Here is a 22583-nt window from a genome sequence, read left to right as displayed (position 1 = left end):
CTGAGGGAATCTGATTCCCTCAGGGTTCCCCTCACGGACGTCCAGGCCGCAGGATCGCCCGCAACGCGTCGAGCACAGACGGGTCCTCGATGGTCGACGGAACCGCCTCGTCGCGGCCGTCGGCGATCCCGCGCATCGTCTTGCGCAGGATCTTCCCCGAGCGCGTCTTCGGCAGCGCGTTGACCACCGAGACGTCCCGGAACGCCGCCACCGGCCCGATATCGCGACGGACCAGCGCGACCAGCTCGTCCCGCAACTGCTCCTCGGGCACCTCCACGCCGGACTTCAGCACCACGAAACCGCGCGGCACCTGGCCCTTCAGCTGGTCCGCGACCCCGATCACGGCACACTCCGCGACTGCTGGATGCGAGGCCAGCACGGCCTCCATCGAACCGGTCGACAGCCGGTGTCCGGCCACGTTGATCACGTCGTCGGTGCGGCCCATGACGAAGAGGTAACCGTCCTCGTCGAGGTAGCCCGAGTCGCCGGTCAGGTAGTAGCCGGGGTAGCGCGACAGGTACGCCTCGCGGTAGCGCTCGTCGTCGCCCCACAGCGTCGGCAGCGAACCCGGTGGCAGCGGCAGTTTCAGCGTGATCGCGCCCTCGCGACCGGCCGGAAGTTCCTCGCCGGACTGGTCGAGGATGCGCACGTCCCAGCCGGGCACCGGTTTCGTCGCCGACCCGGGTTTGACCGGCATCGGTTCGAGACCGCGCGGGTTGGCCGCGATCGGCCAGCCGGTTTCGGTCTGCCACCAGTGGTCGATGACCGGCGTGCCGAGGATGTCGTGCGCCCAGTGATAGGTCTCCGGGTCGAGCCGCTCGCCGGCCAGGAACAGGGTGCGGAACTGGGACAGGTCGTACTTTTTGAGCTCGTCCGCGTCCGGGTCCACCTTCTTCACCGCGCGCAACGCCGTCGGCGCGGTGAAGAGCGCCTGCACGCCGTGCTCGGAGATGACCCGCCAGAACGCGCCTGCGTCCGGTGTTCCGACGGGTTTTCCTTCGTAGAGCACCGTTGTCGCGCCGACCAGCAGCGGCGCGTAGACGATGTACGAATGCCCGACGACCCAGCCGACGTCGGAAGCCGTCCACCACACATCACCGGCGTGGATGTCGTACAGCGCGCCCATCGACCACGCCAGCGCGACCGCGTGCCCGCCGGCGTCGCGGACGACGCCCTTCGGCCGCCCGGTGGTGCCGGACGTGTAGAGGATGTACAGCGGGTCGGTCGCCTTCACCGGAACCGGATCCACCGGGTCGGCGTCGGCGACGAGGTCGGTCCAGTCGAGGTCGGTGCCGGACAGCTCCGCGCGCGCCTGCTCGCGCTGGAACACCACGACGTGGTCCGGCTGGTGCTCGGTGGTCTCGAGAGCGGCGTCGATGATCGGCTTGTACTCGACGATCCGCGTCGGCTCGATCCCGCACGACGCGGCGAGGATCAGCTTCGGCTTGGCGTCCTCGATCCGCGCGGCCAGTTCCTTCGGCGCGAACCCGCCGAACACCACGGAGTGCACCGCGCCGATCCGCGCGCAGGCGAGCATCGCGATGACGGCCTGCGGAATCATCGGCAGATAAAGGATCACGCGATCGCCGCGGGTGACGCCGAGCGACGTGAGCGCACCGGCGAAGGTCGCGACCTCGTCCCGCAGTTCGGCGTAGGTGTAGCGGCGTTTGCGCCCGCTGACCGGCGAATCCCAGATCAGCGCGTCCTGCGCGCCGCGGCCGCCGTCGGCGTGCCGGTCGAGTGCGTTGTAGGAGGTGTTCAGCTCGCCGCCGGGATACCAGCGGTAGAACGGCGCGGCGGACGAATCGAGCGCGCGGGTGGGCCGCTGCGTCCAGTCGATCGCCCGGGCGGCTTCGAGCCAGAAGTGCTCCGGGTCGTCCAGACTGCGCCGATACGTCTCGGTGTACGCGCCCACGAGGTCTCCTCTGACTTCAGACGGCCGAATCTGCCCTCATGATGGCCTTTCCCCCGGCGGGTCGCAGGTCAGCCGGGTCTGGCGAGATCGATGCAGTGGATCACGTTCCCCGCGCGACCCGGCAACCCCGCGCAGGCCGTGTGCGTCCTAAGCTGGACCGTGGGGAATGGCCGCGCAGCGGCAGGAAGACAACACTGACAGTGAGGGGAACCAGCCGGTGAGCGGAATCGCGAGCGCGCTGCTCTCGCTCGCGCACACCTTGTTCGGACCGGAGTTCTGCCCCGGCGACTGGGTGTGGGCGACGACCACAGCGGGTGCGCTCGTCGCGCTCTTCCCGGCGGCCGGGGCGCTGATCGTGGCGATCGTCCGCAAGGGGACCGGCAACCGGTACGACGCGACCACGCTCACCGTGTTCGGCCTTATCGGCGTGGTCAGCGTGCTGGTGCTGCCGTGGCTGATTTCGTCGGGCATCTCGGAAACCTTCCGCGCGGCCAACGCGGGCCAGTCGAGCGGACTGTCCGGGGCGGCCACGCTGAGCAAGGACTACTGCTCGTTCATCGGCACGCAGAAGACCTACCTCGGCGGCGGGTCGAACGTCTTCGAGACGCTCTTCTACCCGCGCGGCCTCAAGCTCTCCTACGCGCTGTACCTGCTCGCCTTCACCGTGCTGCCGGTCGGTTCGCTGCTGTTCGTGATGCTGCAGGCGCGCACTGCCTTCCGTCGCGGGCCGAAGTGGCCGTCGCGGTTCTTCTGGATTCCCTTCGTGGTCATGGCGGTCGCGTCGGCGGGCATGTCGGCCAACACCGCGGTGCACTTCTGGCTCGGGTTCCTGCCGTTCAGCGTTCTGGGGCTGATCCCGGTCGCACTGGTCGGCCCGCCGCCGTGGTCGGTGATCAACCGGCCGGAGCCGCGCCGCGACGAACCGCCGGCCGCGCAGCCTCCGCCGCGTCGTGAGCAGCTTCCGCCGCCTCCGCCGCCGCAGAACAAGCCGTACCCGGCCACCGCGCTGGCGTCCGCTCCGGAGCCGCCGCCCGCCGGGGCGCTGGCCGCCGCGCCGGGCATGATTCCGCCGCCGCCCGGCTCGCGCAACGCGGGCAGCAGCCGGTACCGGCGCGTCCGCCAGCTCGGGACCGGCGGGTTCGGCACGGTCTGGGAAGCCGTCGACACGCAGCTCAACCGCACTGTCGCGCTGAAGATCGCGCACGCGCCCGACCGCGACACCGAGGAGCGCATGCAGCGCGAGGCGCGTGCGCTGGCCGTGGTGAACCACCCCAACTGCGTCCGCGTGTACGACCTGGTCGAGGAGCCGGACGGGCTCGCCCTCGTCATGGAGTACCTGCAGGGCCGCCCGCTCGCCGAGGTGGTCGACGGACAGGGTCCGATCGACGACGTCGCCGCCGGCCGGCTGTGGTCGACGATGGCGGGCGCGCTGGTCGCGGCGCACGAGCGGGGCGTGCTGCACCGCGACGTGAAGCCGTCCAACGTCATCCTCGACCCGGCGGGCATCGCGCACCTCATCGACTTCGGCATCGCCCGCAGCCAGGGCGATTCCAAGATGACCGCCACCGGGATGATGATCGGCACGCCCGACTTCGTCGCTCCGGAACAGGCGATGGGTTCCCCGGCGAGCCCGGCGTCGGACGCCTGGCAGCTCGCCGCCACGGTCAGCTACGCGCTGTCCGGCCAGCCTCCGCGCGGGACCCGCGAGACGCCGATGGCCGCGTTGATGGCAGCGGCGCGCGCCGATCCGGTCACGCACATGCCGCAGCGTTCGGTGCACGCGCGGATCCTGGCGGCCTCGCTGGATCCGGAACCGCGCCGTCGTCCGACGCTGAACTCGGTGCGCCGCGAGGTCGACGGCTGGCTGAGCCGGGCCGGCAAGGCGCTGGACGGGCCGGTCACGCAGATCGTGCCGCGCCGCTCACCCCGCTGACGGCTTCACCGCGGAAAACTCCAGCCGCTTCCGCTCCACCCCCACGCGCACCTGCGCAAACCCGGCCGCCGCCAACCGGCTGGGCAGGGTGTCCGCGTCGAGGACGTTCATCGTGTCCCCGATATGCAGCAGCCGGAAGCCGAAGCTGAGCTGGCTGTCCACGCCGCAGTAGGTGCCGCCGGGCCGCAGCACCCGGAACGCCTCCGCGAAGATCCGGTCCTGCAGTTCGTCGGTCGGGACGTGGTGCAGCATCGTGAAGCACACGACGCCGGAGAACCGGCCGTCCTCGAACGGCATTTCCGCGCCGCTGCCCTCGACGATGTCCGCCCGGTCGCCGTATTTCCCCTGCAACAGCCGGGTCGACGCCGGATCGATTTCCAGCGCGGTCAGCCGAGGCAAAGCGTCGACCAGCACCCGCGTGGTGGCCCCGAAGCCAGGCCCGATTTCCAGCACGTCGTCGCCCAGTTCGAAGCGGGAGAGCCAGTCCGGCAGCACCTCGGCCACCGCGGTGGCCCACTTTTCCGAGCTGCAGAGCTTCCGGTGCATCAGGTTCATCGGCATGGTCCCGACGCTAGGGACGAGCCGCACTGACTGGAAGACGATAGGCTGTCACTTCATGTCGCAGTACGGTCAAGCCGGCGCGATGCTGCTCGGCGACCTGCCGATCGCGGCCGGAGCCTGGTTCCCCTGGCACGACCATCCCGCGCACCAGCTCGTCTGGGCCGCGCGCGGAGTCGCCGCGGTGATGGTCGGCGACGCGCAATGGGTGCTGCCGTCCACGCGCGCGCTCTGGATCCCGGTCGGCGTCTGGCATCGCACGGGCGCGGTCGGGAACGCCGAACTGCGCGGCATCTACGCCTACCCGGAGCAGTGCCCGGTCGACTGGCCCATTCCGCGAATCGTCATCGTCCGACCGCTGCTGCGGGAGCTGCTTGAGCACCTGTCCTCAGACGGCATCAGCGAGGACGCCCGCCGCCGCGCCGAGGCAGTCGCGTTCGACCTGCTGGAGCCGATGGACGTGGCACCGATCGTCGTACCCGCGCCCGCCGATCCACGAGCACGAGACGTCGCCGACGCGGTGCTCGCCGACCCCGTGGACTCGCGCAGCCTGGCTGAGCTGGGCCGGGAAGTCGGCGCGAGCGAGCGAACGCTGGCGCGCGCGTTCGTCCGCGACTGCCGGATGACGTTCGGCACCTGGCGGACGCAAGCGCGGCTGCGCGCGGCATTGCCGTTGCTGGCACAGGGTTTGCCGATGACGACCGTCGCGCACCGCGTCGGGTACGCGACGGCCAGTGCGTTCGTCGCCGCCTTCCGCCGGGCGGTCGGGGTGCCGCCGGGCGCTTACTTCAGCGCCACGAAGGCAGCCACATCTCCGCCTGCCAATGGTCGTTCGTGATCGGGATTCCGTTGAGAATCGGCCACAGCCAGGCGAAGTTCGCGACCACCAGCCCGACGTAGAGCGACACGACGAGCAGACCGGTGCCCCGGCGTTCGAACCCGCGTTTGGCGCTGCCGAGGATCTGCCCGAGCGCCAGCACCAGCCCGAGCACCAGGAACGGGGCCATCGGCGTGGCGTAGAAGAAGTACATCTGCCGGTCGATGTTGGTGAACCAGGGCAGGTAGCCGGCGAAATAACCGGTCAGCACGGCGGCGTAGCGCCAGTCCGCGCGGAAGAACCAGCGCCACAGGCCCCAGCCGAGCATCGGGACGGCCAGCCACCACATCGCGGGCGTGCCGATCAGCATCGTCGCGCCGAGGCAGCGCGATTCGCCGCAGCCGGTGACGTTGCCGTCGTAGTAGTAGAGCATCGGCCGCAGGCCCATCGGCCACGTCCACGGCTTCGACTCCCACGGGTGCGGATTGTCCTTGGGCGTCAGCAGGGTTTCGTGGAAATGCAGCACGTTGGCGGTGTAGCTGCCGAGCGAGCGCAGCGCGGGCGGGAGCCAGCCGAACATGCCCGGGTCGAGGTTCTTGATCTCGGTGTAGTGCCGGTCGGTCGCGGTTTCGCTGGCGAACCACGCCCAGTACGCCGCCAGGTACATCAGCACCGGCACGACGACGATCGCCCAGAGCGCGGGCGCGACGTCGCGGCGGATCGTGCCGACCCACGGCCGCTGAACGCCCGCCGCCCGCCGGGCCGCGACGTCGAAGAACACGGTGAGCAGGCCGAACGCCGCGATGTAGTACAGCGCCGACCATTTGACGCCGAAGGTCAGGCCGATCATCAGCCCGGCCGCGAACCGCCACCAGCGGAAGCCGAGCTTCGGTCCCCACTGCGATTCGCCTATCCAGCCCTCGCGCACCGCGACGGCCAGCCGCTGCCGCACCTGGTCGCGGTCGCAGAGCACGCAGGCGAACGCGGCGAGCACGAAGAAGGCGATGAAGATGTCGAGCATCCCCATCCGCGACTGCAGATGCAGCACGCCGTCGCAGATCACCAGCACGCCCGCGATGCCGCCGAGCAGCGTCGAGCGGGTCAGCCGGCGCGCGACGCGCACGGTGAGCAGCACGATCAGCGTGCCGGCCACGGCGGACATGAACCGCCAGCCCCAGCCGTTGTAGCCGAAGAGCCACTCGCCGAACGCGATGAAGTCCTTGGCCAGCGGCGGGTGCACGATCAGCTCGTACCCGGCGTTGTCCTCGTACCCGCCGTTGCGCAGCATCTGCGCGGCCTGGGGCACGTAGTGCTTCTCGTCGAAGACGGGACTGTTGTGGTCAGTGGGAAGGCCCAGATTCTGCATCCGGACGACGCCGCCGATCACGGTCAGCACGATCGTGACGATCCAGCCGCGCAGCCGGTCGGCGGGCATGGCCCGGCCGAGCAGGGTGGCTTCGCGGTCGGTCGGGGGGCGGCGCGCGTCGACCGGGTCCGGCCGCACGCTCTCGTCGTCGGCACGGGTCAGCAGCGCGGTCACGGGGCCCGATAGTACGGCCTGATCCACTGATGGCGTCTGGTTAGGCTGACTGCCATGACTTCTGCCTCCGGACGGCTCGTGCTCGCCGCCACCCCGCTGGGCGATCCCGGCGACGCGTCCGCCCGGCTGATCGAGGCGCTGGGCTCGGCAGATGTGATCGCCGCCGAGGACACCAGACGCCTTCGCGGCCTCGCTTCCGCGCTCGGCGTGTCGCCCTCCGGCCGGGTGGTCAGCTTCTACGAGGACGTCGAGACTGCCCGGTTGCCGAAGCTGTTGGAGGCACTGCACGGCGGCGAGACAGTGCTGGTCGTGACCGATGCGGGGATGCCGAGTGTGTCCGATCCGGGCTTCCGTCTCGTGGCTGCCTGTGTGGAGGAGGACCTGCCGATCACCTGCCTCCCCGGCCCCTCGGCGGTGACGACCGCGCTCGCGTTGTCCGGGCTGCCGTGCGACCGGTTCTGCTTCGAGGGCTTCGCGCCGCGCAAGCCTGGCGAGCGGTCGAAGTGGTTCGCGGAGTTGGTGAGCGAGCGTCGGACTGTCGTGTTCTTCGAATCGCCGCACCGGATCGCTTCGCTGCTGTCGGACGCCGCTGCGGCGTTGGGCGGCACGCGCCGAGCCGCAGTGTGCCGGGAGCTGACGAAGACGTACGAAGAGGTCAAACGCGGCACGCTCGCGGAGCTGGCCGAGTGGGCGGCGGACGGGGTTCGCGGCGAGATCTCGGTGGTACTGGAGGGGGCGGTGCCTCGGCAGATATCGGTGTCGGACCTCGTGTCGGAGGTGGCCGACCGGGTTGCCTCGGGGGAACGGCTGAAGACCGTCGCGGCCGAGGTGGCCGGTGCGGCTGGGGTGTCTACGAAGGAGCTTTACGCGGCGGTTCTCGCGGCTCGGAAGTGAGTCAGCTCCTCCGGGCGTTGTCTTCGGCTAGGAACTGCAGCCACTTCGGGTCGCTAGGTGCGGTTTTGGTGATCATGGCCAGTTCCTCCGGCCGCCAAGTGCCGACACCGTCGGTGTGCACGACGTGGTCTTCCGTCAGGCCGTCGTCGGGAATTTCCTTGGTGCTGGCAAGGAACTCGGCGACGGTGGCCGGATCCGCGACGGTGCGGGGAGAAGGAACGGGCACCAGCGTGAGTTCGCAGTCTCCGGCGACCACGAGGTCACTGCCGAGCGGAGCAGTTTGTGCTTCGTGGTTCGGTCGCGCTCGACGACGAACTCCAGCAGGGTGCCGGACGGCGTCCCGATCCACAGTGCGCCGGGCCGCGCGCCGAACGCGACGTTGTCCCAGGACCAGGAGGCATGCCGGTTGAGCCGTTTCGGGTCGCTGAGCGAGATCTTCCTGACCCGGCGCAACGAAGGGAACTCGAACACCAGGACCTGGTGTTCGTAGGTGTTGCCGCGAATCGCCAGGTACCGCCCGTCGGAGCTGAATACTGGAAGCCCCCAGCCGTTGGCGTCCAGAATCAGTGCCCGGTCGAGGAACCGCAGCCGGTCGCCTGGACGGGAGAAGAGCACAAAGCTCGCGCCCTGGTCGCTTTGCTTCGTGGCGATCAGCCCTCCCGCCGGATGCGCGACGATGCCGCCGTCCCACGCCGGGGCAGGCGTGACGGCCCCGGTGTGGAGATCGATCGCATCCGAACGGTCGTAGCGTTCGGGTGGGGTCGGCGACGTCCACAGTGACTGGCCGTCGGGGCTGAAGGCCACGTCGAAGGAGACGGCGACATCCAGCACGGAGGTGCCGTTGCGGGTCCAGCACACCGTTTCCCCGCTGCCGGACACGACCAGTTCCGGCCGTTTCGGATGCCAAGCGACGACGGGCCAGCGGTCGAACTTCCCGTACTCTGCGGAATCCGCGCCCACCGCGCCGATTTCGCGAAGCACTCGCTCGGTGTAGTAGATATGCACCGCGGGCCGGTCCCGATCGATCGCGGCGACGAGCGGCAGTTTCGGATGGCACACCAGCTTGCCGATCGAAGCGGTGGGGATCCGGGCGATAGCCTGGACAGCAGTCACTAGAAGACTTTAGCGACTGCGCAACAGCATTTTCGCCGCTATTAAGGCCTTCTCCGCGTCCGGCTCCTCGCCGGTGATGGCATCGGTATAGATAAACGACTCGCCGACCCGCACGAGCAGATACGCCAGATCCGCCACCGGCAGCGGTGACTCCAGCCGTCCCGCCGCCACTTCGTCCGACAGCAAACCGCACACCTTCTCGATGGTCCGCGACTGCACCAAACTCGCCTTAGTCGTCAACAACCGCAGCGCGCGTTCCGGCTCTCGGCGCAGGAAAGCACGAAACGGCGAGGACGCGTTGACCGTCCGCACGAACGCCCCGATCGCCTCCGCGACGCCATCCCCGCCGCGGCCCGCATAACTGACGTTATCCAGCACCGACGACGTCTCCGCCCACAGGATTTCGCTCAGCAGGTGGTCTCGGCTGCCGACCCAGCGGTGCAGCGTCGCGCGGCTGACGCCGAGGTCAGCGGCCAGGTCGCGCATGTCGACGCGGTCTCCGGCGAGGAACCGGGCGCGGGCGAGGCGGAAGGCCGCGACGGCGTCGGGTCGCGAGGTACGGGCGGACAGTGGCGTTTCGATGGGTGAGACGTTAGCAGAGAGTGTCCCGTGAATGAGACATGTGGCAGAATGTCTCACGACGAGAGGAGCCGCGAAGATGCGTGCTGTGCAGGTGACCGAATTCGGTGGTCCCGAGGTGCTGAAGCCGGTCGAGCTGCCCGATCCGGTGGCCGGGCCGGGGCAGGTGCTGATCGAGGTCGACCGCGTCGGGCTGAACTACGCGGACACGCACCAGGCGGAAAACTCGTATCTCGCCCCGAGCAAGCTGCCGCTCGTGCCGGGCGGCGAGGTCGTCGGGCGCACGGCGGACGGCAAGCGCGTGGTCGCGTTGCTGAACGACGGCGGCGGTTACGCCGAGCGCGTCGCGGCCGACGAGGCCATGACGTTCCCGGTTCCGGACGGCGTCGACGACTTGAACGCGCTGTCGATGCTGGTCCAGGGCGCGACCGCGTGGATCATGCTGCGCAAGAACGCTCATCTCGAGCCCGGCGAGTCCGTGGTCGTGCACGCCGCGGCGGGCGGGGTCGGGTCGATCGCGGTGCAGCTGGCGAACGCGTGGGGCGCGGGCCGCGTGATCGCGACCGCGAGCAGCGAGGAAAAGCGCGCGCTGGCGATCGAACTCGGCGCGGACGTCGCGGTCGATTCCCGCGCGGAGAACATGACCGAAGTGCTGAGGGAAGCCAACGGCGGCAAGCGGGTCGACGTCGTCCTCGACATGGTCGGCGGCCCGACGACCGACCAGAGCATCGCCGCGCTGGCCCCGTTCGGCCGTCTGGTGTTCTACGGGATGGCCGGCCGCCGCTCGCCCAAGCCGATCGAATTGCGCAATCTGCTCGGCCACAGCACGACCGTGGCCGGGATGTGGCTGCCGCACGTGTTCCGCTTGCCGGGCAACGTTTTCGGCACCGCGCTGTCCGACCTGTTCACGATGGTGCTGGACGGGAAACTCCGTGCGATCGCCGGCGGCGAGTACGCGCTGGAGGACGCCAGGAAGGCCCACGAGGCGCTGCGTTCCCGTGGCACGACGGGCAAGTTGCTGCTCGACCCGCGTAGGTGAGTCTCGTGGGTGCTGATTACGGTTCTCACCGCGATCAGCACCCACGAGGCCTAGCCAGCAAAGCTTCCAGCGGCGCCGCTTTGTGCAGGCACTCCTGCCATTCCGCGGCGCTGTCCGAGTCCGCCGTGATCCCGCCGCCGACCCCCAGCGCGATCCGGTCCCCGGCGATCTCGAACGTCCGGATCGCCACGTTCAGCTCCAGCCCCGCCAGCGGTGACACCATCCCGACCGCGCCGGTGTACACCCCGCGCGCGGCCGGTTCCAGTTCGGCGATCAGGTCCAGCGCCCGGATCTTCGGCGCGCCGGTGACCGAACCGGGCGGGAACGTCGCGGCCAGCAGCCCGGAGTCGGTCACGCCGTCCGCCAGCACACCCTCCACGGTGGACGCCAGATGCCACACCCCCGGCGCCGGACGCACCGCGAGCAGCTCCGGCACCACGACGCTGCCGACCTCGCACACCCGGCCGAGGTCGTTGCGCACCAGGTCGGTGATCATCACGTTCTCCGCGACGTCCTTCGCCGACTGCCGCAGCCGGAGTGCGTTGCCGTCGTCCGCCGGACCGCGCCGGGGCAGCGTTCCCTTGATCGGCGACGACCGCACCCGTCGGCCGTGGCGTGCCAAAAACAGTTCCGGCGACAGCGAAACCACCGAACCCCAGTCACCGGCGACGTAAGCCGATCGCTGCGGAGCCAGCCGTCGCACTCCCTCGGCGAACAGTGCGGCCGGTGAGCCCTCGAACGTCCCGGTGAACCGCGAGCAGACGTTCGCCTGGAACAGTTCGCCCGCCTCGATCTCGTGCACGCACGCCTTCACCGCCTGCTCGTGCCCGGATGGCCGGTCCAACGGACTGGCCGACCACGACAATTCCGCGGACCCGGACAGCGCCCGCTCCACCACGGCAAGCTGCGCGTCGGCGTCGCCTTCGAGCGATTCGAACCAGCACACTCCCGCCGCGTCCCAGCGCAGCACGTGATCCGCCCAGCCCCAGGCCGACGCCGGAACGCCGGTCGAGCGCCCGGACGGATCCGCCTGGTCGTAAGCCAGAAACCCGAACCATCCGCCGCCTACCCGTTCCGAAGGGCCCGCATCGGCAGGCAACGCGGGGAACGGCCGCGGAGTCACCGCCAGGAACGGTGCCACCACCGCCCGCGACCCGAACCAGTCCCCGCACACTGCGGCCGGTTCGGGCAGACCGTGCGCCTGGGCGTACGCGGACAGCAGGACGAGCACCCGCGAAGGTGACAGACCGGTCCGCAGCCGCTGGAAGCGCATCGCGCCATTGTGCCGGAAACCGGCGGTGACCAGCGGAAAAGGTGATCAGAGCAGCACCGTGATCAGAGCAGCACATCGGACAGGGCGAAGGGATACACCACCGCGTCCTGCGCCACCGGCCCGTCGACCCCGGGCACGTCCGGCGCGAACGCGTGCTGGTGCAGCCCGAGCCGCGAATGGAACCAGCCGGGCCGCCCGGGAATGCCGTTGTGCCGCACGAGCCACAGCACCACCTCGGAATCGGCCCAGCGGTCCGGATGCAGCCGGTGCGCCCAGCAGTCGTGCCCGGCATACACGAGCACCCGGCTGATCTTCGCGGCGTGCCGCACGTGCTTGATCCACGCCTTCACGAACCGGTCGTCGACGCTCTGCGCGTCCACCTCGAGCGCGGGGGCGAGCGAACCGGGCGCGAACGCCCCGAGCCTGCTCGCCGTCCGGACGAAGTGGTCGGCCTGGTCGTGCACCGCGCCAGGCCGCGCGTAGTGCCGGGCCCCGGTGTGGATACCCGCGTGCTGGGCCGCGGCTAGCGTCCGCTCCGCGCCGGGATCGCTCCAGTTGACGTTCTCGCTGATCGTCACCGAAGCGAAGCGCACGTCGGCACCGCGCACCGCCGCCCAATCGAGCACTTGCTCGCGATGAGTGAGCGTGAGTCCGCGCCCACTCTCCGGTTCCGCCACCACGCACCCCTGACAAGCCCCACGCCGGGTGAAAGGCCACCCTACGTCCGGAGTTCCGGAGCGGGGTGACCTTTCCCGGCGTGTCGATACGCTTTGATCAGGCGTTTTCCCGTTGGAAGGTGCGCGTTCCCCACCACACGGCCACAACGGCCATGACCAGCACGACCACGCTGCCGGTGAACAGCGCGTCCATCGAGAAGTCGCCGCGGAAGCTGTTGCGCTCCACGTCGACCACGTGCCGGAACGGGTTGATCTGCGAGATCGTGTACAGCCACTTCGGAGCCAGCCCGGACGTGATCGGGATGAGGATCCCGGACAGCAGCAGCAACGGCATGAGCACCGCGTTGAGCAGCGCCGGGAACGCCTCCTCGCTCTTGAGCGTGAGCGCCAGCGCGTAGGAGCACGACGCCAGCGTCAGCGCGAGCAGGAACACGATCGCCAGGCTCAGCAGCACGCCGCCGAACGGTGCGTTCAGGTCGAACACCAGGTAGGCGAGCAGAATGATCAGTACCGCCTGCACGGTCGCCTGCAACGCGTTCGCCAGCACCTTCCCGAGCAGCAGCGCGGCCCGGTGCACCGGGGTGACGCGCAGCCGCTCGACCACGCCGGACCGGAATTCGGCCAGCAGCCCGAAGCCCACGAACGAACTGCCGAACAGCGCCAGCTGCGCGATCAGCGCGGGCGTGAGCACCATCCAGCCGTCGACCTCGGACATCCCCTGCGCGCCGAGCGATTTCACCAGCAGCGGGCCGAAGAAGAACAAATACAGCAGCGGCTGAGCGAGCCCGATCAGCAGCCACGCCGGATTTCGCAGTGCGCCCGCCATGTCGCGGCGGAAAATCAGCCAGGTGTCATGCAACACCGGATACCTCCGGTTCCGCCGGCGCGGGCTGCTCGGCTTCGCGCAGCGACCGGCCGGTGAGAGTAAGGAATACGTCGTCCAGGGTCGGCCGCGTGACCTGCATGGCGGTCGTCGAGATGTCCTTGGCGTCGAGCGCGCGCAGCAGTTCCGGCATCGCGGTGTCGCCGCGCGGCACCCGGAACCGGATCGACCCTTCGGACACCGCGAACTCGTGCGCGCCGGGCAGTTGCCGGGCCAGGTCCGCGGCGGCCGCGGTGGATTCGGGATCCACTTCGATCGTCACGCCGTCGCCGGAGACCTGGGCTTTCAGCGTGTCCGGATGACCCTCGGCGACGATCCGTCCGTCGTCGATGACGATCAGCCGGTCGGCCAGCGCGTCCGCCTCGTCGAGGTAGTGCGTCGTCAGGAAGATCGTCACGCCTTGTTCGGCGCGCAGTCGCCGGATGTGTTCCCACAGGTTCGCGCGGCTCTGCGGGTCGAGCCCGGTGGACGGCTCGTCGAGAAAGACCAGCCCCGGCGAATGGATCAGCCCCATCGCGATGTCGAGCCGCCGCCGCTGACCCCCGGACAGCGTCTTCGTGGCCCGCTGCTCAAGCCCGGCCAGATCGAGCTGGTCGGCGAGCACCTTGCCGCGCGCGATCGCGTCGGCCTTGCTCATCCGGTACAGCCTGCCCTGCAGTTCCAGCTCCTCGTCCACGCGAGCTTCGGGCGAGGTGCCTCCGCCCTGTGCGACGTATCCGATGTTGCGGCGCACCCCCGCCGCGTCGGCGAGCAGGTCGTGCCCGCCCACGGTCGCCGTGCCCGCGGTGGGTTTCAGCAGGGTGGTGAGCATGCGCAGCGTGGTGGTCTTGCCCGCCCCGTTCGGGCCGAGGAACCCCACGAGCTCGCCCGCCTCGACGTCGAGATCGACCCCCTTCACCGCGTGCACCTCGCCACCGGCTCGGCCCTTGCGGCGGAACCGCCGCTCGAGTCCGCGTGCCGTGATCATGGACAACCCTCTCCTCCCAAGAAGATCAACTAGTCAAGCTTGACTAGTTGACGCGCACACTGTGCCCGAGGGAGGACAGGTTAGTCAAATTTGATTACTCGGGGGCGGGCGGCTCGACCGCCGAGCCCGGGTCGTCGGCCATCACGTACTCGCCCGCTTCCAGTCGCTCGATCAGCCCGGCGAGCCATTCCCGGCTCGCGCTGGCGATCCCGCCCCACAAGCGGAACAGCTCGGACACGTGCGGCGGTTTGCCCCAGGTGTCGTCCTCGAGGCTCAGCCGCGACCGGCGTTCCTCCGCCTCGAAGTGGATCAGGTTCTGCCGGAGCAGGCTGATCGCGTACTTCCGGGGGAGCGCGGGCATCAGGCTCACCGCCGCGCACAGCTCCGCGTTGGTCGCGACCGGATCGGACAACCCCTTCGCGATGAGCACCTGGAACTCCTGCTCGCCCGCGGGCGAAAGCCGGTAGGCGATCCGGTCCGGACCGCCGTCGCCCGGTTCGACGTCGATCTTCTCCAGCAGGTCCTCGGCGGTCATCTTCTTGAGCGCGTGGTAGATCGAACCGGGCTGGACGTGCGCCCACTTGTCCGCGGACCACGACAGCAGTTCGCGGCGCACCTGGTAGCCGTGCGCGCGGCCGAACATCCGCACGACCCCGAGCACCAGCAGACGCGTCGCCGACACCGGCTCTCCCTTCCCCGACCACCACGAAACGCACTGGAGCGCATCCGTAGGCTAAACAGGTATGAGCACCCCTGTGTTGACCGCGGTGGCCTGGCCCTACGCCAACGGCCCCCGCCACATCGGCCACGTGTCCGGATTCGGCGTCCCGTCCGACGTCTTCTCCCGCTACCAGCGAATGGCCGGCAACCGGGTGCTCATGGTGTCCGGGACCGACGAGCACGGCACGCCGATCACCGTCCAGGCGGACAAAGAGGGGATGACCCCGCAGCAGACCGCGGACAAGTACACCCGTCAGATCGACGAGGACCTCCAGGGCCTCGGGCTCTCCTACGACCTGTTCACCCGCACCACCACCGGCAACCACGCCGCGGTGACGCAGGAAATCTTCCTCGCGCTCAACCGCAACGGCTACGTGGTCCCGAAGACCACCCGCGGCGCGATCAGCCCGTCCACCGGACGCACGCTGCCCGACCGCTACATCGAGGGCACCTGCCCGATCTGCGGCTACGACGGCGCGCGCGGCGACCAGTGCGACAACTGCGGCAACCAGCTCGACGCCGCCGAGCTGATCAACCCGAAGTCGCGGATCAACGGCGAGACGCCGAAGTTCGTCGAGACCGAGCACTACTTCCTCGACCTGCCGGCGTTCACCAAAACCCTCGGCGACTGGCTGGGCACCAAGACCGACTGGCGGCCGAACGTCCTCAACTTCACCCGCAACCTGATCGACGACATGCGGCCGCGGCCGATCACCCGCGACCTCGACTGGGGCGTGAAGATCCCGCTGGACGGCTGGCGCGACCAGCCGCTCAAGCGGTTCTACGTCTGGTTCGACGCGGTCATCGGCTACTTCTCCGCCAGCGTCGAATGGGCGCGCCGCAACGGCACGCCGGACGCGTGGCAGGAGTGGTGGGCCAACGCCGACGCGCGCGCCTATTACTTCATGGGCAAGGACAACATCACCTTCCACGCCCAGATCTGGCCCGCGCTGCTGCTCGGCCAGAACGGCGACGGCGATCGCGGGGGCGAGGCGGGCAAGTACGGCAAGCTGCACCTGCCGGACGAGATCGTGTCCAGCGAGTTCCTCACCATGAGCGGGTCGAAGTTCTCCACCTCGCGCGGCACGGTCATCTACGTGCACGACTTCCTGCGCGAGTTCGGGCCGGACGCGTTGCGGTACTTCATCTCGGTGGCCGGTCCGGAGACTCAGGACACGGACTTCACCTGGGACGAGTTCGTTCGGCGGACCAACTTCGAGCTGGCGAACGAGTGGGGCAATCTCGTCAACCGGTCGATCTCGATGGCGCACAAGAACAATGGGGCGATTCCGGCTCCGACTGCGCCCGCGCCGGTGGACGAGGAGCTGAAGGCGCTGTCGCGGCAGGCGTTTGAGACCGCTGGTGGGCACCTTGCGCGGTCGCGGTTCAAGTTGGCTGCGGCTGAGGCGATGCGGGTGGTCACGGCGGCTAACCGGTATCTGTCGGATCAGGAGCCGTGGAAGCTCAAGGACGATCCGGATCGGCGGGATGCGGTGCTGCATACGGCGTTGCAGGTGGTCAGTGACGCCAATACGTTGCTGACGCCGTTCTTGCCGCATTCGGCGCAGAAGGTGCATGAGGCGCTTGGCGGGACTGGGGTTTGGGCTGCGCAGCCGGAGCTTCAGGAGGTTGAGGATCTTGACCTGCCGGGGCGGGTCAATCCGATTCTCACCGGGGATTACGCGGGTGAGCAGGCTAAGTGGGAGTCGAAGCCGGTCGAGGTCGGGCGGCCGTTGGAGAAGCCGACGCCGTTGTTCACGAAGCTGGACCCGAAGCTCGGCGAGACCGGGCCGGAGTGGGCTCCGATTGTGACTGACTGAGGTCTGCTCGTCGCCTGGCGGCGACATTGCGCGTGGGTGGGCTGGGGCACCCCGAAGCCCATTGTGATGACGGACGGCGGGTGCTTGTCAAGGCGGGAAAGATGCCTTGACAAGCACCCGCCGTCCGCATTTTTGGCTTCGTATCGGGGTGCTGGGGTGGTGTGGCTGCCTGGCTGGGTTGGGTGCGCCGGTGGCGGTTTAGGGCTGTGAGGGGAACCCTGGGGGAATCTGAGTCCGTCAGGGTTCCCCTCACGGACTTCGGGGGAGGGGGCGCAGTAGCTTGGGGGTTATGGGTGACGAAAAGCGCGAACTTCCCCCGATTCCTGACCGGCTGCCGGTGACGGTGGTCGACGCGCACACTCATCTCGACGCATGCGGCGCGAAGACTGCGGCTGATGTCGCGGAGATGGTCGACCGGGCGGAGCGGGCTGGCGTCGCGCGTGTTGTCACGGTCGCGGACGATCTCGCCGCCGCTCGTTGGGCCACCGAAGCGTCCACCTGGGACTCGCGGGTGTTCGCCGCGGTGGCCATCCATCCCACGCGCACCAAGGAATTCGGGCCCGCCGAACAGTCCGAAGTGGAGCGTCTGGCGCAGGGGGACCGGGTGGTCGCGGTCGGCGAGACCGGTCTCGATTACTACTGGGACTACTCGCCGCACGATGCGCAGCAGGTTGCCTTCCGCTGGCACATCGACCTCGCGAAGCGGCTCGGCAAGGCGCTGATGATCCACGACCGCGACGCGCACGAGGACGTGCTTCGCATCCTCGACGAGGAAGGCGCGCCCGAGACGGTCGTCTTCCACTGCTTCTCCGGCGACGAGCACATCGCGCGCCGCTGTATCGACAAGGGCTACATCCTGTCCTTCGCGGGCACAGTCACCTTTAAGAACGCGCGCGGTCTGCACGAAGCCGCGCGCATCGTGCCGCGCGGGCAGTTCCTCGCTGAGACGGACGCGCCGTTTCTGACGCCTCATCCCTACCGTGGGCGGCCGAACGAGCCGTATTGCACCGCTTACACCGTCCGCTTCCTCGCCCAGCTGCGCGGCGAGGCGGTCCACGAGGTGGCCGAAGCGGTCCGGACCACTGCCGAACGCGCATACCGGCTGCCTTCCTGATTCCATAGTGTCACAACGGGTTGCACGGATTGCGACATTCGAGACCGCGCATTCGTCCACCTGATGAGTGACGCAAGTCACGACACTCCGGGGGGTGTTTGCGCAACCTGCCAACACCCGTTACTGTCCCGTGATCGTGCCGGTCGGTACCGCGCAGCGGAGCCGGCTGATACGCCCACCAGTCACGTCAGTGCACGTCGGGGAAGCGGAACCGGGGTTGGTACGACTCGGGACCGTGACGATGGCGCTGGCTGGGGGTGTCGGACTTGAGAGGCGCGCCCGAGGGCGCGTCGCGAACGAAGGACGACGCGCGAGGTACGCGCGATGTCTTGGGAAAGGGAACGACCCGGTGACTGGTAGTCGGCAGGATGACTCGCGTCTTGACGCGGGTTCGGCGTATTTCTCCTCCCCCGCCTCTTCGGTGGCCGTGCTCGACCGCGAGCTCGAGGACACCGCCTACGGGCAGATCGACTTCTCCGACGAGCTCCGCGTGACCGAGCAGGACGTGCTCGCCGCGCTCGGCCCGGACGCCGACCTGTTGATGTCGGAGATCGACGTCGACGTCGACGAGCTGATCCGGCTCATCAACGCCGAGACCACGATGCTTCCGCCGCTCGTCCTCCCGGACGAGGTCGAGCAGGACCGCACCGCCTCCCCGCAGGCCAAGAAGGCCGCGGTCGAGGAAGGGCTGCGCGAGGCGACGAAGACCTGGAAGCGCCGCTTCCTCAAGGGCGCGGTGCTTTCGCTGCTGGTCACCGTCGGCGGTGGCGGCGCGGCGGCGCTCGCGATGAACAAGAGCATCACCGTCGACGTCGACGGCCACCAGCAGACCGTGCACAGCTTCGGCGGCACCGTCGGCGACGTGCTCAAGGACGCGGGCCTCTCGGTCGGCGAGCACGACGCGCTTTCGCCCTCGCCGCAGGCGGCGGTCGGCGACGGCGGCGTCATCAAGCTCGAGCGCGGCCGTCAGCTGAACCTCGTCGTGGACGGCGTGTCGCGGCCCTCCTGGGTCCGGGCGACCACGCTCGGCGAGGCGATGAACCAGCTCGGCATGGGCAGCATGCTTTCCCAGGGCGCGTGGACGTCGCTGCCGCAGTCCGGCGAACTGCCGCTCGAGGGTTCGACCGTCCAGGTCAAGACCCTCAAGCACATCACGCTTTTCGACGGCACCAACGCGCCCCGCCAGGTGAGCACCAACTCGGTGACCACCAAGGAGCTCGTCTCGGACCTGAAGCTGAACCTCGGCCCGGACGACGCGATCGACGGCGGCCTCGACGTCAGCCTCAAGAACGGCGCCGAGGTCCACGTCAGCCGCATGGGCGTGTCGATGGTCAACCAGGAAGAGACCATCGACCCCGAGGTGCAGAAGGTCGACGACCCGACGCAGCTGCAGGGCCAGCAGAGCGTCGAGGACCCGGGCACGCCGGGCAAGAAGCTGGTGACCTACAAGGTCACGAAGAAGAACGGCGAAGAGATCTCGCGCGAGCAGGTCTCGGAGAAGACCCTGGTCGAGGCCAAGGCCAAGATCATCAAGGTCGGCACCAAGAAGCCGCCGGCCCCGGCCATCGGCGACACCGGCGCGTGGGACCGCATCGCGCAGTGCGAGTCGGGCGGCAACTGGTCCATCAACACCGGCAACGGCTACTACGGCGGCCTCCAGTTCGACAAGCAGACCTGGAACGCCTACGGCGGCAGCCAGTACGCCCCGACGGCCGACAAGGCCACCCGGGAGCAGCAGATCGCGATCGCCGAGAAGGTGCGCGACGCGCGCGGCGGCTACAGCGCCTGGGGCTGCGGCTACAAGGCCTGAGCGGCATCAGTCTTTCCAGCAGGCGGCCGGGAGCTTCGCGCTCCCGGCCGCCTGTTTTTCGTCCGCCCCGCGGCGCTGGGTAGGCTCGTCCGGTGGTGGAACTGCTGGGGCCTGCCGAAATCCGCGGGCTGGCCGACGAACTCGACGTCCGGCCCACGAAGAAGCTCGGGCAGAACTTCGTGCACGACCCCAACACGGTCCGCCGCATCGTCGAACTCGGCGGCGTGCGGCCGGGGGAGGTCGTGCTGGAGGTCGGGCCCGGTCTCGGGTCGCTGACGCTGGGCCTGCTCGCCGCGGGCGCTCAGGTCGTCGCGGTGGAGATCGATCCGGTGCTGGCCGCCCGCCTGCCGCGCACGGTGGCCGAGCGCGCCCCGGAGGCAGCGGACCGGCTGACCGTGGTCGGCGCCGACGCGCTGCGGGTGCGGGCCGCCGATCTCCCGGCTGAGCCGGTGTCGATCGTGGCGAACCTGCCGTACAACGTCGCGGTGCCGGTGGTGCTGCATCTGCTGGCTGAGTTGCCGTCGCTGCGCAGCGGGCTCGTGATGGTCCAGACCGAGGTCGCCGATCGGATGGCGGCCGGGCCGGGCAGCCGGACTTACGGCGTGCCGAGCGTGAAGCTCGCTTGGTACGGTCCCGCGCGCAAGGTGGCCGCGGTACCGCGCGCGGTGTTCTGGCCGGTGCCGAACGTCGATTCCGCGCTGGTTTCGTTCACCCGGACCGACCCGGTGTCCGGAGTGGATCGCGCACGGTTGTTCGCGGTCGTCGACGCGGCGTTTTCGCAGCGGCGCAAGACTTTGCGGGCCGCGCTGGCCGGGTGGGCCGGTTCCGCCGACCGGGCTGGCGAGTTGCTCGCCGAGGCGGGAATCGACCCGAAGACGCGTGGGGAGCAGCTGGACGTGCACGCGTTCGCGCGCATCGCGGCGGCCGGAAACTGACCCCCTCCCACGGCGCTCGCTTGTGACGTCCAACGGCGGCTTCGCGGCGAGTATTCCGCTAGTGGGTTCTGATTTCGTTGCGTGCCCTGATGATCTTGCGTCGTCGCTGATCGTGGGACGTGCTAGCTACTCTCGGTCATGGTGCGAGTGCGGCTGACTTGGCCGTTTCCCTGTGACGAGCGGCTCGTCAAGGCCTTGGCATTCGGGGGAGCCCGATTGCTCCGCGGCCCGGATTGTTCAGCCGCGCCGGTGCGTGGTGCTTCGCTTCGCTGACCTATCTCGGCCCGGTCGCGGACCCGACGGGCCGGGTGTCGAGGCCCGCGACCGCCCGCGACTTGACAACGGGAAAACTCTTGTTCCGCAAAGACTCTTGATCGTCCACAGTGGAACGAACTGGTTCGCGACCGGAGGCCGGGCCGAGGGTCGCGCAGGTCGGGGCACTGTTCGGCGACCGAGGTTCCGGGTTTCCGGGTCCTGGACGCGGTGTTCCGGTATGCGGGCACCACCAGACGTGTGATCTGCACCAACGCGCTTGCGTTCAGCCAATGGGATCGGCTTTACTCGAAAGCGTCCATCCCGAGCGACTGAGAGACCTGGCTCGCCGAAGTCGCAGCAACCACCCTCCGCAGGGCAGGTGCTACCGCCAGGACCGATGGAGGCTGTTTTCGATGAAGAGGGTCACCCGCCCGCTCCTGCTGACCCGCCGGCGCGTAGTCGACGAAGGTCGCCGCTCGGTATGTGCGTGTCAACGCTCCATGGTCATCGCCTGATCGTTTTTTCCGCAGTTTCTTGCGCCGTCCACTGTGGACGGTAATTCGATGACGCCTGGCGCGCCCGGAATCGGCGCCGCGCCTCGTTTGCCTGGAGCCCTTTCGTGATCACTGTCGAAAACGTGTCCAAGTCCTTTCCCTTCCACGGAAATCGTGTCGCCGCGCTGCGCGACGTGAGCGTTGACGTGCAAGCCGGCTCGCTGTTCGGAATCGTGGGTCCCTCCGGTTCCGGCAAGTCGACCCTCGCCCGCTGCATCGCGCTGCAGGAGCGTCCCGACCGCGGCGTCGTGCGGCTCGACGGCCTCAACACCGCGACGCTCGACGGCAAGCGGCTGCGGGAGATCCGCCGCCAGCTCGGTGTCGTCGGGACCAAACCGGAACTGCTCGCCGAGCGCACCATCGCGGGCAACATCGCCAGCCCGCTGGAGCAGCTCGGCGTCGACGGCCCGCAGCGGCGCAGCCGGGTCGGCTCGCTGCTCGACCTGGTCGGCCTCACCGCGCGCGCCGCGCAGAAGCCGGAAGAACTCACCGACGGCCAGCTCCGCCGGGTCGCGGTCGCCAAGGCGCTCGCCGCCGGACCGGCCGTGCTGCTCGCCGACGACCCGACCGCCGGGGTTTCGGCGGAGGACGCCGGCGCGGTGCTCGCCGTGCTCGACCGGGCGCGCGCCGAACTGGGCGTGACGGTCGTCGTCACCACGCCGGACGCCGACGTCGTCCGCCGGGTCTGCGACGACGTCGCGGTGCTTGACAACGGCGCGATCGTCGAGCGCGGCACGGTGCTCGACCTGATCTCGACGCCGGACAGCTGGACCGCGCAGGCGGTGCTGCCGTCGATCGACACCTCGCGCGCCCAGTCGGCGAAGTACGACCGCGCGGTGGACGTCGTGCTGATCGGGTTCGCGTCGGTGGGCGCTTTGCTGCCCGAGGCGGCCAGCCGCTTCGACGTGGAGCTCGCCACCATCGGCGGCGGCCTCACCCGCATCGGGGACACCCCGATCGCCCGGTTCCGCCTCGGCGTCCGCGGCGAGCGGGCCGACGCCGCGCTGTCCTGGATCTCCGACCGGGGCGCGCACGTGAGCCAGGCGGCTCGCGGGCCGCAGAGTGTAGTGGCTGCTTGAGTTTGATGGCGCTGTGTTTGATGGCGCCGGCTTCGCCGTCGCGGCGGGATCGCCTTTAAGTCGGCGTGTCGAGGAGCAGCGAGCCCGGCCCGGGGGGCCGTGCACGCT

19 protein-coding genes and 1 riboswitch are annotated in these 22583 nt (G+C 69.3%); of the genes, 9 read left to right on the top strand and 10 right to left on the bottom strand.

What is annotated here, in order from left to right; translation table 11 throughout:
- Positions 1–31: 31 nt before the first annotated feature.
- Positions 32–1915, bottom strand: a complete 1884-nt coding sequence (locus ACZ7SW_RS42740; protein WP_470236085.1) for a propionyl-CoA synthetase — start codon at positions 1913–1915, stop codon at positions 32–34.
- A gap of 217 nt (positions 1916–2132) precedes the next feature.
- Here ACZ7SW_RS42740 and ACZ7SW_RS42735 point away from each other — a divergent pair, with 217 nt between their 5' ends.
- The gene (locus ACZ7SW_RS42735; RefSeq protein ID WP_470236084.1) at positions 2133–3848 is read left to right on the top strand and encodes a serine/threonine-protein kinase; all 1716 of its coding nucleotides are present in this window, start codon (positions 2133–2135) and stop codon (positions 3846–3848) included.
- Here ACZ7SW_RS42735 and ACZ7SW_RS42730 read toward each other — a convergent pair.
- Positions 3837–4409, bottom strand: coding sequence for a class I SAM-dependent methyltransferase (locus ACZ7SW_RS42730; protein ID WP_470236083.1), 573 nt, complete (start codon positions 4407–4409; stop codon positions 3837–3839). The genes ACZ7SW_RS42735 and ACZ7SW_RS42730 overlap by 12 nt on opposite strands.
- Before the next feature lie 55 nt (positions 4410–4464).
- On the opposite strand from ACZ7SW_RS42730, the gene ACZ7SW_RS42725 reads away from it, so the two are divergent.
- Positions 4465–5244 carry an AraC family transcriptional regulator gene (locus tag ACZ7SW_RS42725; protein ID WP_470236082.1) on the top strand — a complete coding sequence of 260 codons (780 nt, stop codon included), beginning with the start codon at positions 4465–4467 and terminating at the stop codon, positions 5242–5244.
- Here the strand turns inward: ACZ7SW_RS42725 and ACZ7SW_RS42720 are convergent.
- Positions 5195–6763 carry a dolichyl-phosphate-mannose--protein mannosyltransferase gene (locus ACZ7SW_RS42720; protein WP_470236081.1) on the bottom strand — a complete coding sequence of 523 codons (1569 nt, stop codon included), beginning with the start codon at positions 6761–6763 and terminating at the stop codon, positions 5195–5197. The two genes, ACZ7SW_RS42725 and ACZ7SW_RS42720, sit on opposite strands and share 50 nt — an antisense overlap.
- Positions 6764–6817: 54 nt before the next feature.
- Between ACZ7SW_RS42720 and rsmI the strand changes: the two genes are divergently transcribed.
- On the top strand, positions 6818–7657 hold the full coding sequence (gene rsmI / locus ACZ7SW_RS42715) for a 16S rRNA (cytidine(1402)-2'-O)-methyltransferase (protein WP_470236080.1): 840 nt from the start codon (positions 6818–6820) through the stop codon (positions 7655–7657).
- Between the two features lie 135 nt (positions 7658–7792).
- Here the strand turns inward: rsmI and ACZ7SW_RS42710 are convergent, their stop codons facing one another.
- Positions 7793–8770 (bottom strand): TolB-like translocation protein, encoded by a 978-nt coding sequence (locus ACZ7SW_RS42710; RefSeq protein ID WP_470236079.1) that lies wholly within the window; start codon positions 8768–8770, stop codon positions 7793–7795.
- Between the two features lie 9 nt (positions 8771–8779).
- The gene (locus tag ACZ7SW_RS42705; protein ID WP_470236078.1) at positions 8780–9256 is read right to left on the bottom strand and encodes a QsdR family transcriptional regulator; all 477 of its coding nucleotides are present in this window, start codon (positions 9254–9256) and stop codon (positions 8780–8782) included.
- Between the two features lie 172 nt (positions 9257–9428).
- On the opposite strand from ACZ7SW_RS42705, the gene ACZ7SW_RS42700 reads away from it, so the two are divergent.
- A complete protein-coding gene (locus ACZ7SW_RS42700; protein ID WP_470236077.1) occupies positions 9429–10388 on the top strand; it encodes a quinone oxidoreductase family protein in 960 nt (319 codons plus the stop codon).
- Between the two features lie 34 nt (positions 10389–10422).
- On the opposite strand, the gene ACZ7SW_RS42695 is transcribed toward ACZ7SW_RS42700, so the two are convergent.
- From ACZ7SW_RS42695 to ACZ7SW_RS42675, 5 genes are all read right to left on the bottom strand, one after another.
- The gene (locus ACZ7SW_RS42695) at positions 10423–11661 is read right to left on the bottom strand and encodes an aminodeoxychorismate synthase component I (protein WP_470236076.1); all 1239 of its coding nucleotides are present in this window, start codon (positions 11659–11661) and stop codon (positions 10423–10425) included.
- A gap of 62 nt (positions 11662–11723) precedes the next feature.
- A complete protein-coding gene (locus ACZ7SW_RS42690; protein WP_470236075.1) occupies positions 11724–12338 on the bottom strand; it encodes a glycoside hydrolase family 25 protein in 615 nt (204 codons plus the stop codon).
- A gap of 97 nt (positions 12339–12435) precedes the next feature.
- Positions 12436–13200 carry an ABC transporter permease gene (locus ACZ7SW_RS42685; RefSeq protein ID WP_470236074.1) on the bottom strand — a complete coding sequence of 255 codons (765 nt, stop codon included), beginning with the start codon at positions 13198–13200 and terminating at the stop codon, positions 12436–12438.
- Positions 13190–14188 carry an ATP-binding cassette domain-containing protein gene (locus tag ACZ7SW_RS42680; protein WP_470236073.1) on the bottom strand — a complete coding sequence of 333 codons (999 nt, stop codon included), beginning with the start codon at positions 14186–14188 and terminating at the stop codon, positions 13190–13192. Before ACZ7SW_RS42680 ends, ACZ7SW_RS42685 begins: the two co-directional genes overlap by 11 nt.
- A gap of 94 nt (positions 14189–14282) precedes the next feature.
- Positions 14283–14870, bottom strand: coding sequence for a PadR family transcriptional regulator (locus tag ACZ7SW_RS42675; protein WP_470236072.1), 588 nt, complete (start codon positions 14868–14870; stop codon positions 14283–14285).
- 61 nt (positions 14871–14931) lie between these two features.
- On the opposite strand from ACZ7SW_RS42675, the gene metG reads away from it, so the two are divergent.
- The 5 genes from metG (at position 14932) to ACZ7SW_RS42650 (ending at position 22475) form a co-directional block, all read left to right on the top strand.
- Positions 14932–16728, top strand: a complete 1797-nt coding sequence (gene metG / locus ACZ7SW_RS42670; protein ID WP_470236071.1) for a methionine--tRNA ligase — start codon at positions 14932–14934, stop codon at positions 16726–16728.
- Positions 16729–17017: 289 nt separating this feature from the next.
- The gene (locus tag ACZ7SW_RS42665; protein WP_470236070.1) at positions 17018–17842 is read left to right on the top strand and encodes a TatD family hydrolase; all 825 of its coding nucleotides are present in this window, start codon (positions 17018–17020) and stop codon (positions 17840–17842) included.
- Positions 17843–18269: 427 nt separating this feature from the next.
- On the top strand, positions 18270–19652 hold the full coding sequence (locus ACZ7SW_RS42660; RefSeq protein WP_470236127.1) for a transglycosylase family protein: 1383 nt from the start codon (positions 18270–18272) through the stop codon (positions 19650–19652).
- A gap of 92 nt (positions 19653–19744) precedes the next feature.
- The gene (gene rsmA, locus ACZ7SW_RS42655; RefSeq protein WP_470236069.1) at positions 19745–20587 is read left to right on the top strand and encodes a 16S rRNA (adenine(1518)-N(6)/adenine(1519)-N(6))-dimethyltransferase RsmA; all 843 of its coding nucleotides are present in this window, start codon (positions 19745–19747) and stop codon (positions 20585–20587) included.
- A 568-nt stretch (positions 20588–21155) separates the two neighbouring features.
- Positions 21156–21246: riboswitch (SAM riboswitch) on the top strand.
- A gap of 215 nt (positions 21247–21461) precedes the next feature.
- Complete coding sequence (locus tag ACZ7SW_RS42650; protein ID WP_470236068.1) at positions 21462–22475, top strand: methionine ABC transporter ATP-binding protein; 1014 nt, start codon at positions 21462–21464, stop codon at positions 22473–22475.
- The last annotated feature ends 108 nt before the right edge of the window (positions 22476–22583 follow it).

The sequence above is a fragment of the Amycolatopsis sp. NPDC114484 genome, assembly GCF_055633755.1.
The sequence above is the reverse complement of the archived record's forward strand: the minus strand, read 5'-3'. Positions and strand labels throughout refer to the sequence as shown.

What these genes read in the sequence shown, in the direction of transcription:
- ACZ7SW_RS42730 (WP_470236083.1), bottom strand. Translation starts at nt 4,409, where the DNA reads ATGCCGATGAACCTGATGCACCGGAAGCTCTGCAGCTCGGAAAAGTGG.
- ACZ7SW_RS42725 (WP_470236082.1), top strand. Translation starts at nt 4,465, where the DNA reads ATGTCGCAGTACGGTCAAGCCGGCGCGATGCTGCTCGGCGACCTGCCG.
- rsmI (WP_470236080.1), top strand. Translation starts at nt 6,818, where the DNA reads ATGACTTCTGCCTCCGGACGGCTCGTGCTCGCCGCCACCCCGCTGGGC.
- ACZ7SW_RS42705 (WP_470236078.1), bottom strand. Translation starts at nt 9,256, where the DNA reads ATGCGCGACCTGGCCGCTGACCTCGGCGTCAGCCGCGCGACGCTGCAC.
- ACZ7SW_RS42700 (WP_470236077.1), top strand. Translation starts at nt 9,429, where the DNA reads ATGCGTGCTGTGCAGGTGACCGAATTCGGTGGTCCCGAGGTGCTGAAG.
- ACZ7SW_RS42695 (WP_470236076.1), bottom strand. Translation starts at nt 11,661, where the DNA reads ATGCGCTTCCAGCGGCTGCGGACCGGTCTGTCACCTTCGCGGGTGCTC.
- ACZ7SW_RS42680 (WP_470236073.1), bottom strand. Translation starts at nt 14,188, where the DNA reads ATGATCACGGCACGCGGACTCGAGCGGCGGTTCCGCCGCAAGGGCCGA.
- metG (WP_470236071.1), top strand. Translation starts at nt 14,932, where the DNA reads ATGAGCACCCCTGTGTTGACCGCGGTGGCCTGGCCCTACGCCAACGGC.
- ACZ7SW_RS42665 (WP_470236070.1), top strand. Translation starts at nt 17,018, where the DNA reads ATGGGTGACGAAAAGCGCGAACTTCCCCCGATTCCTGACCGGCTGCCG.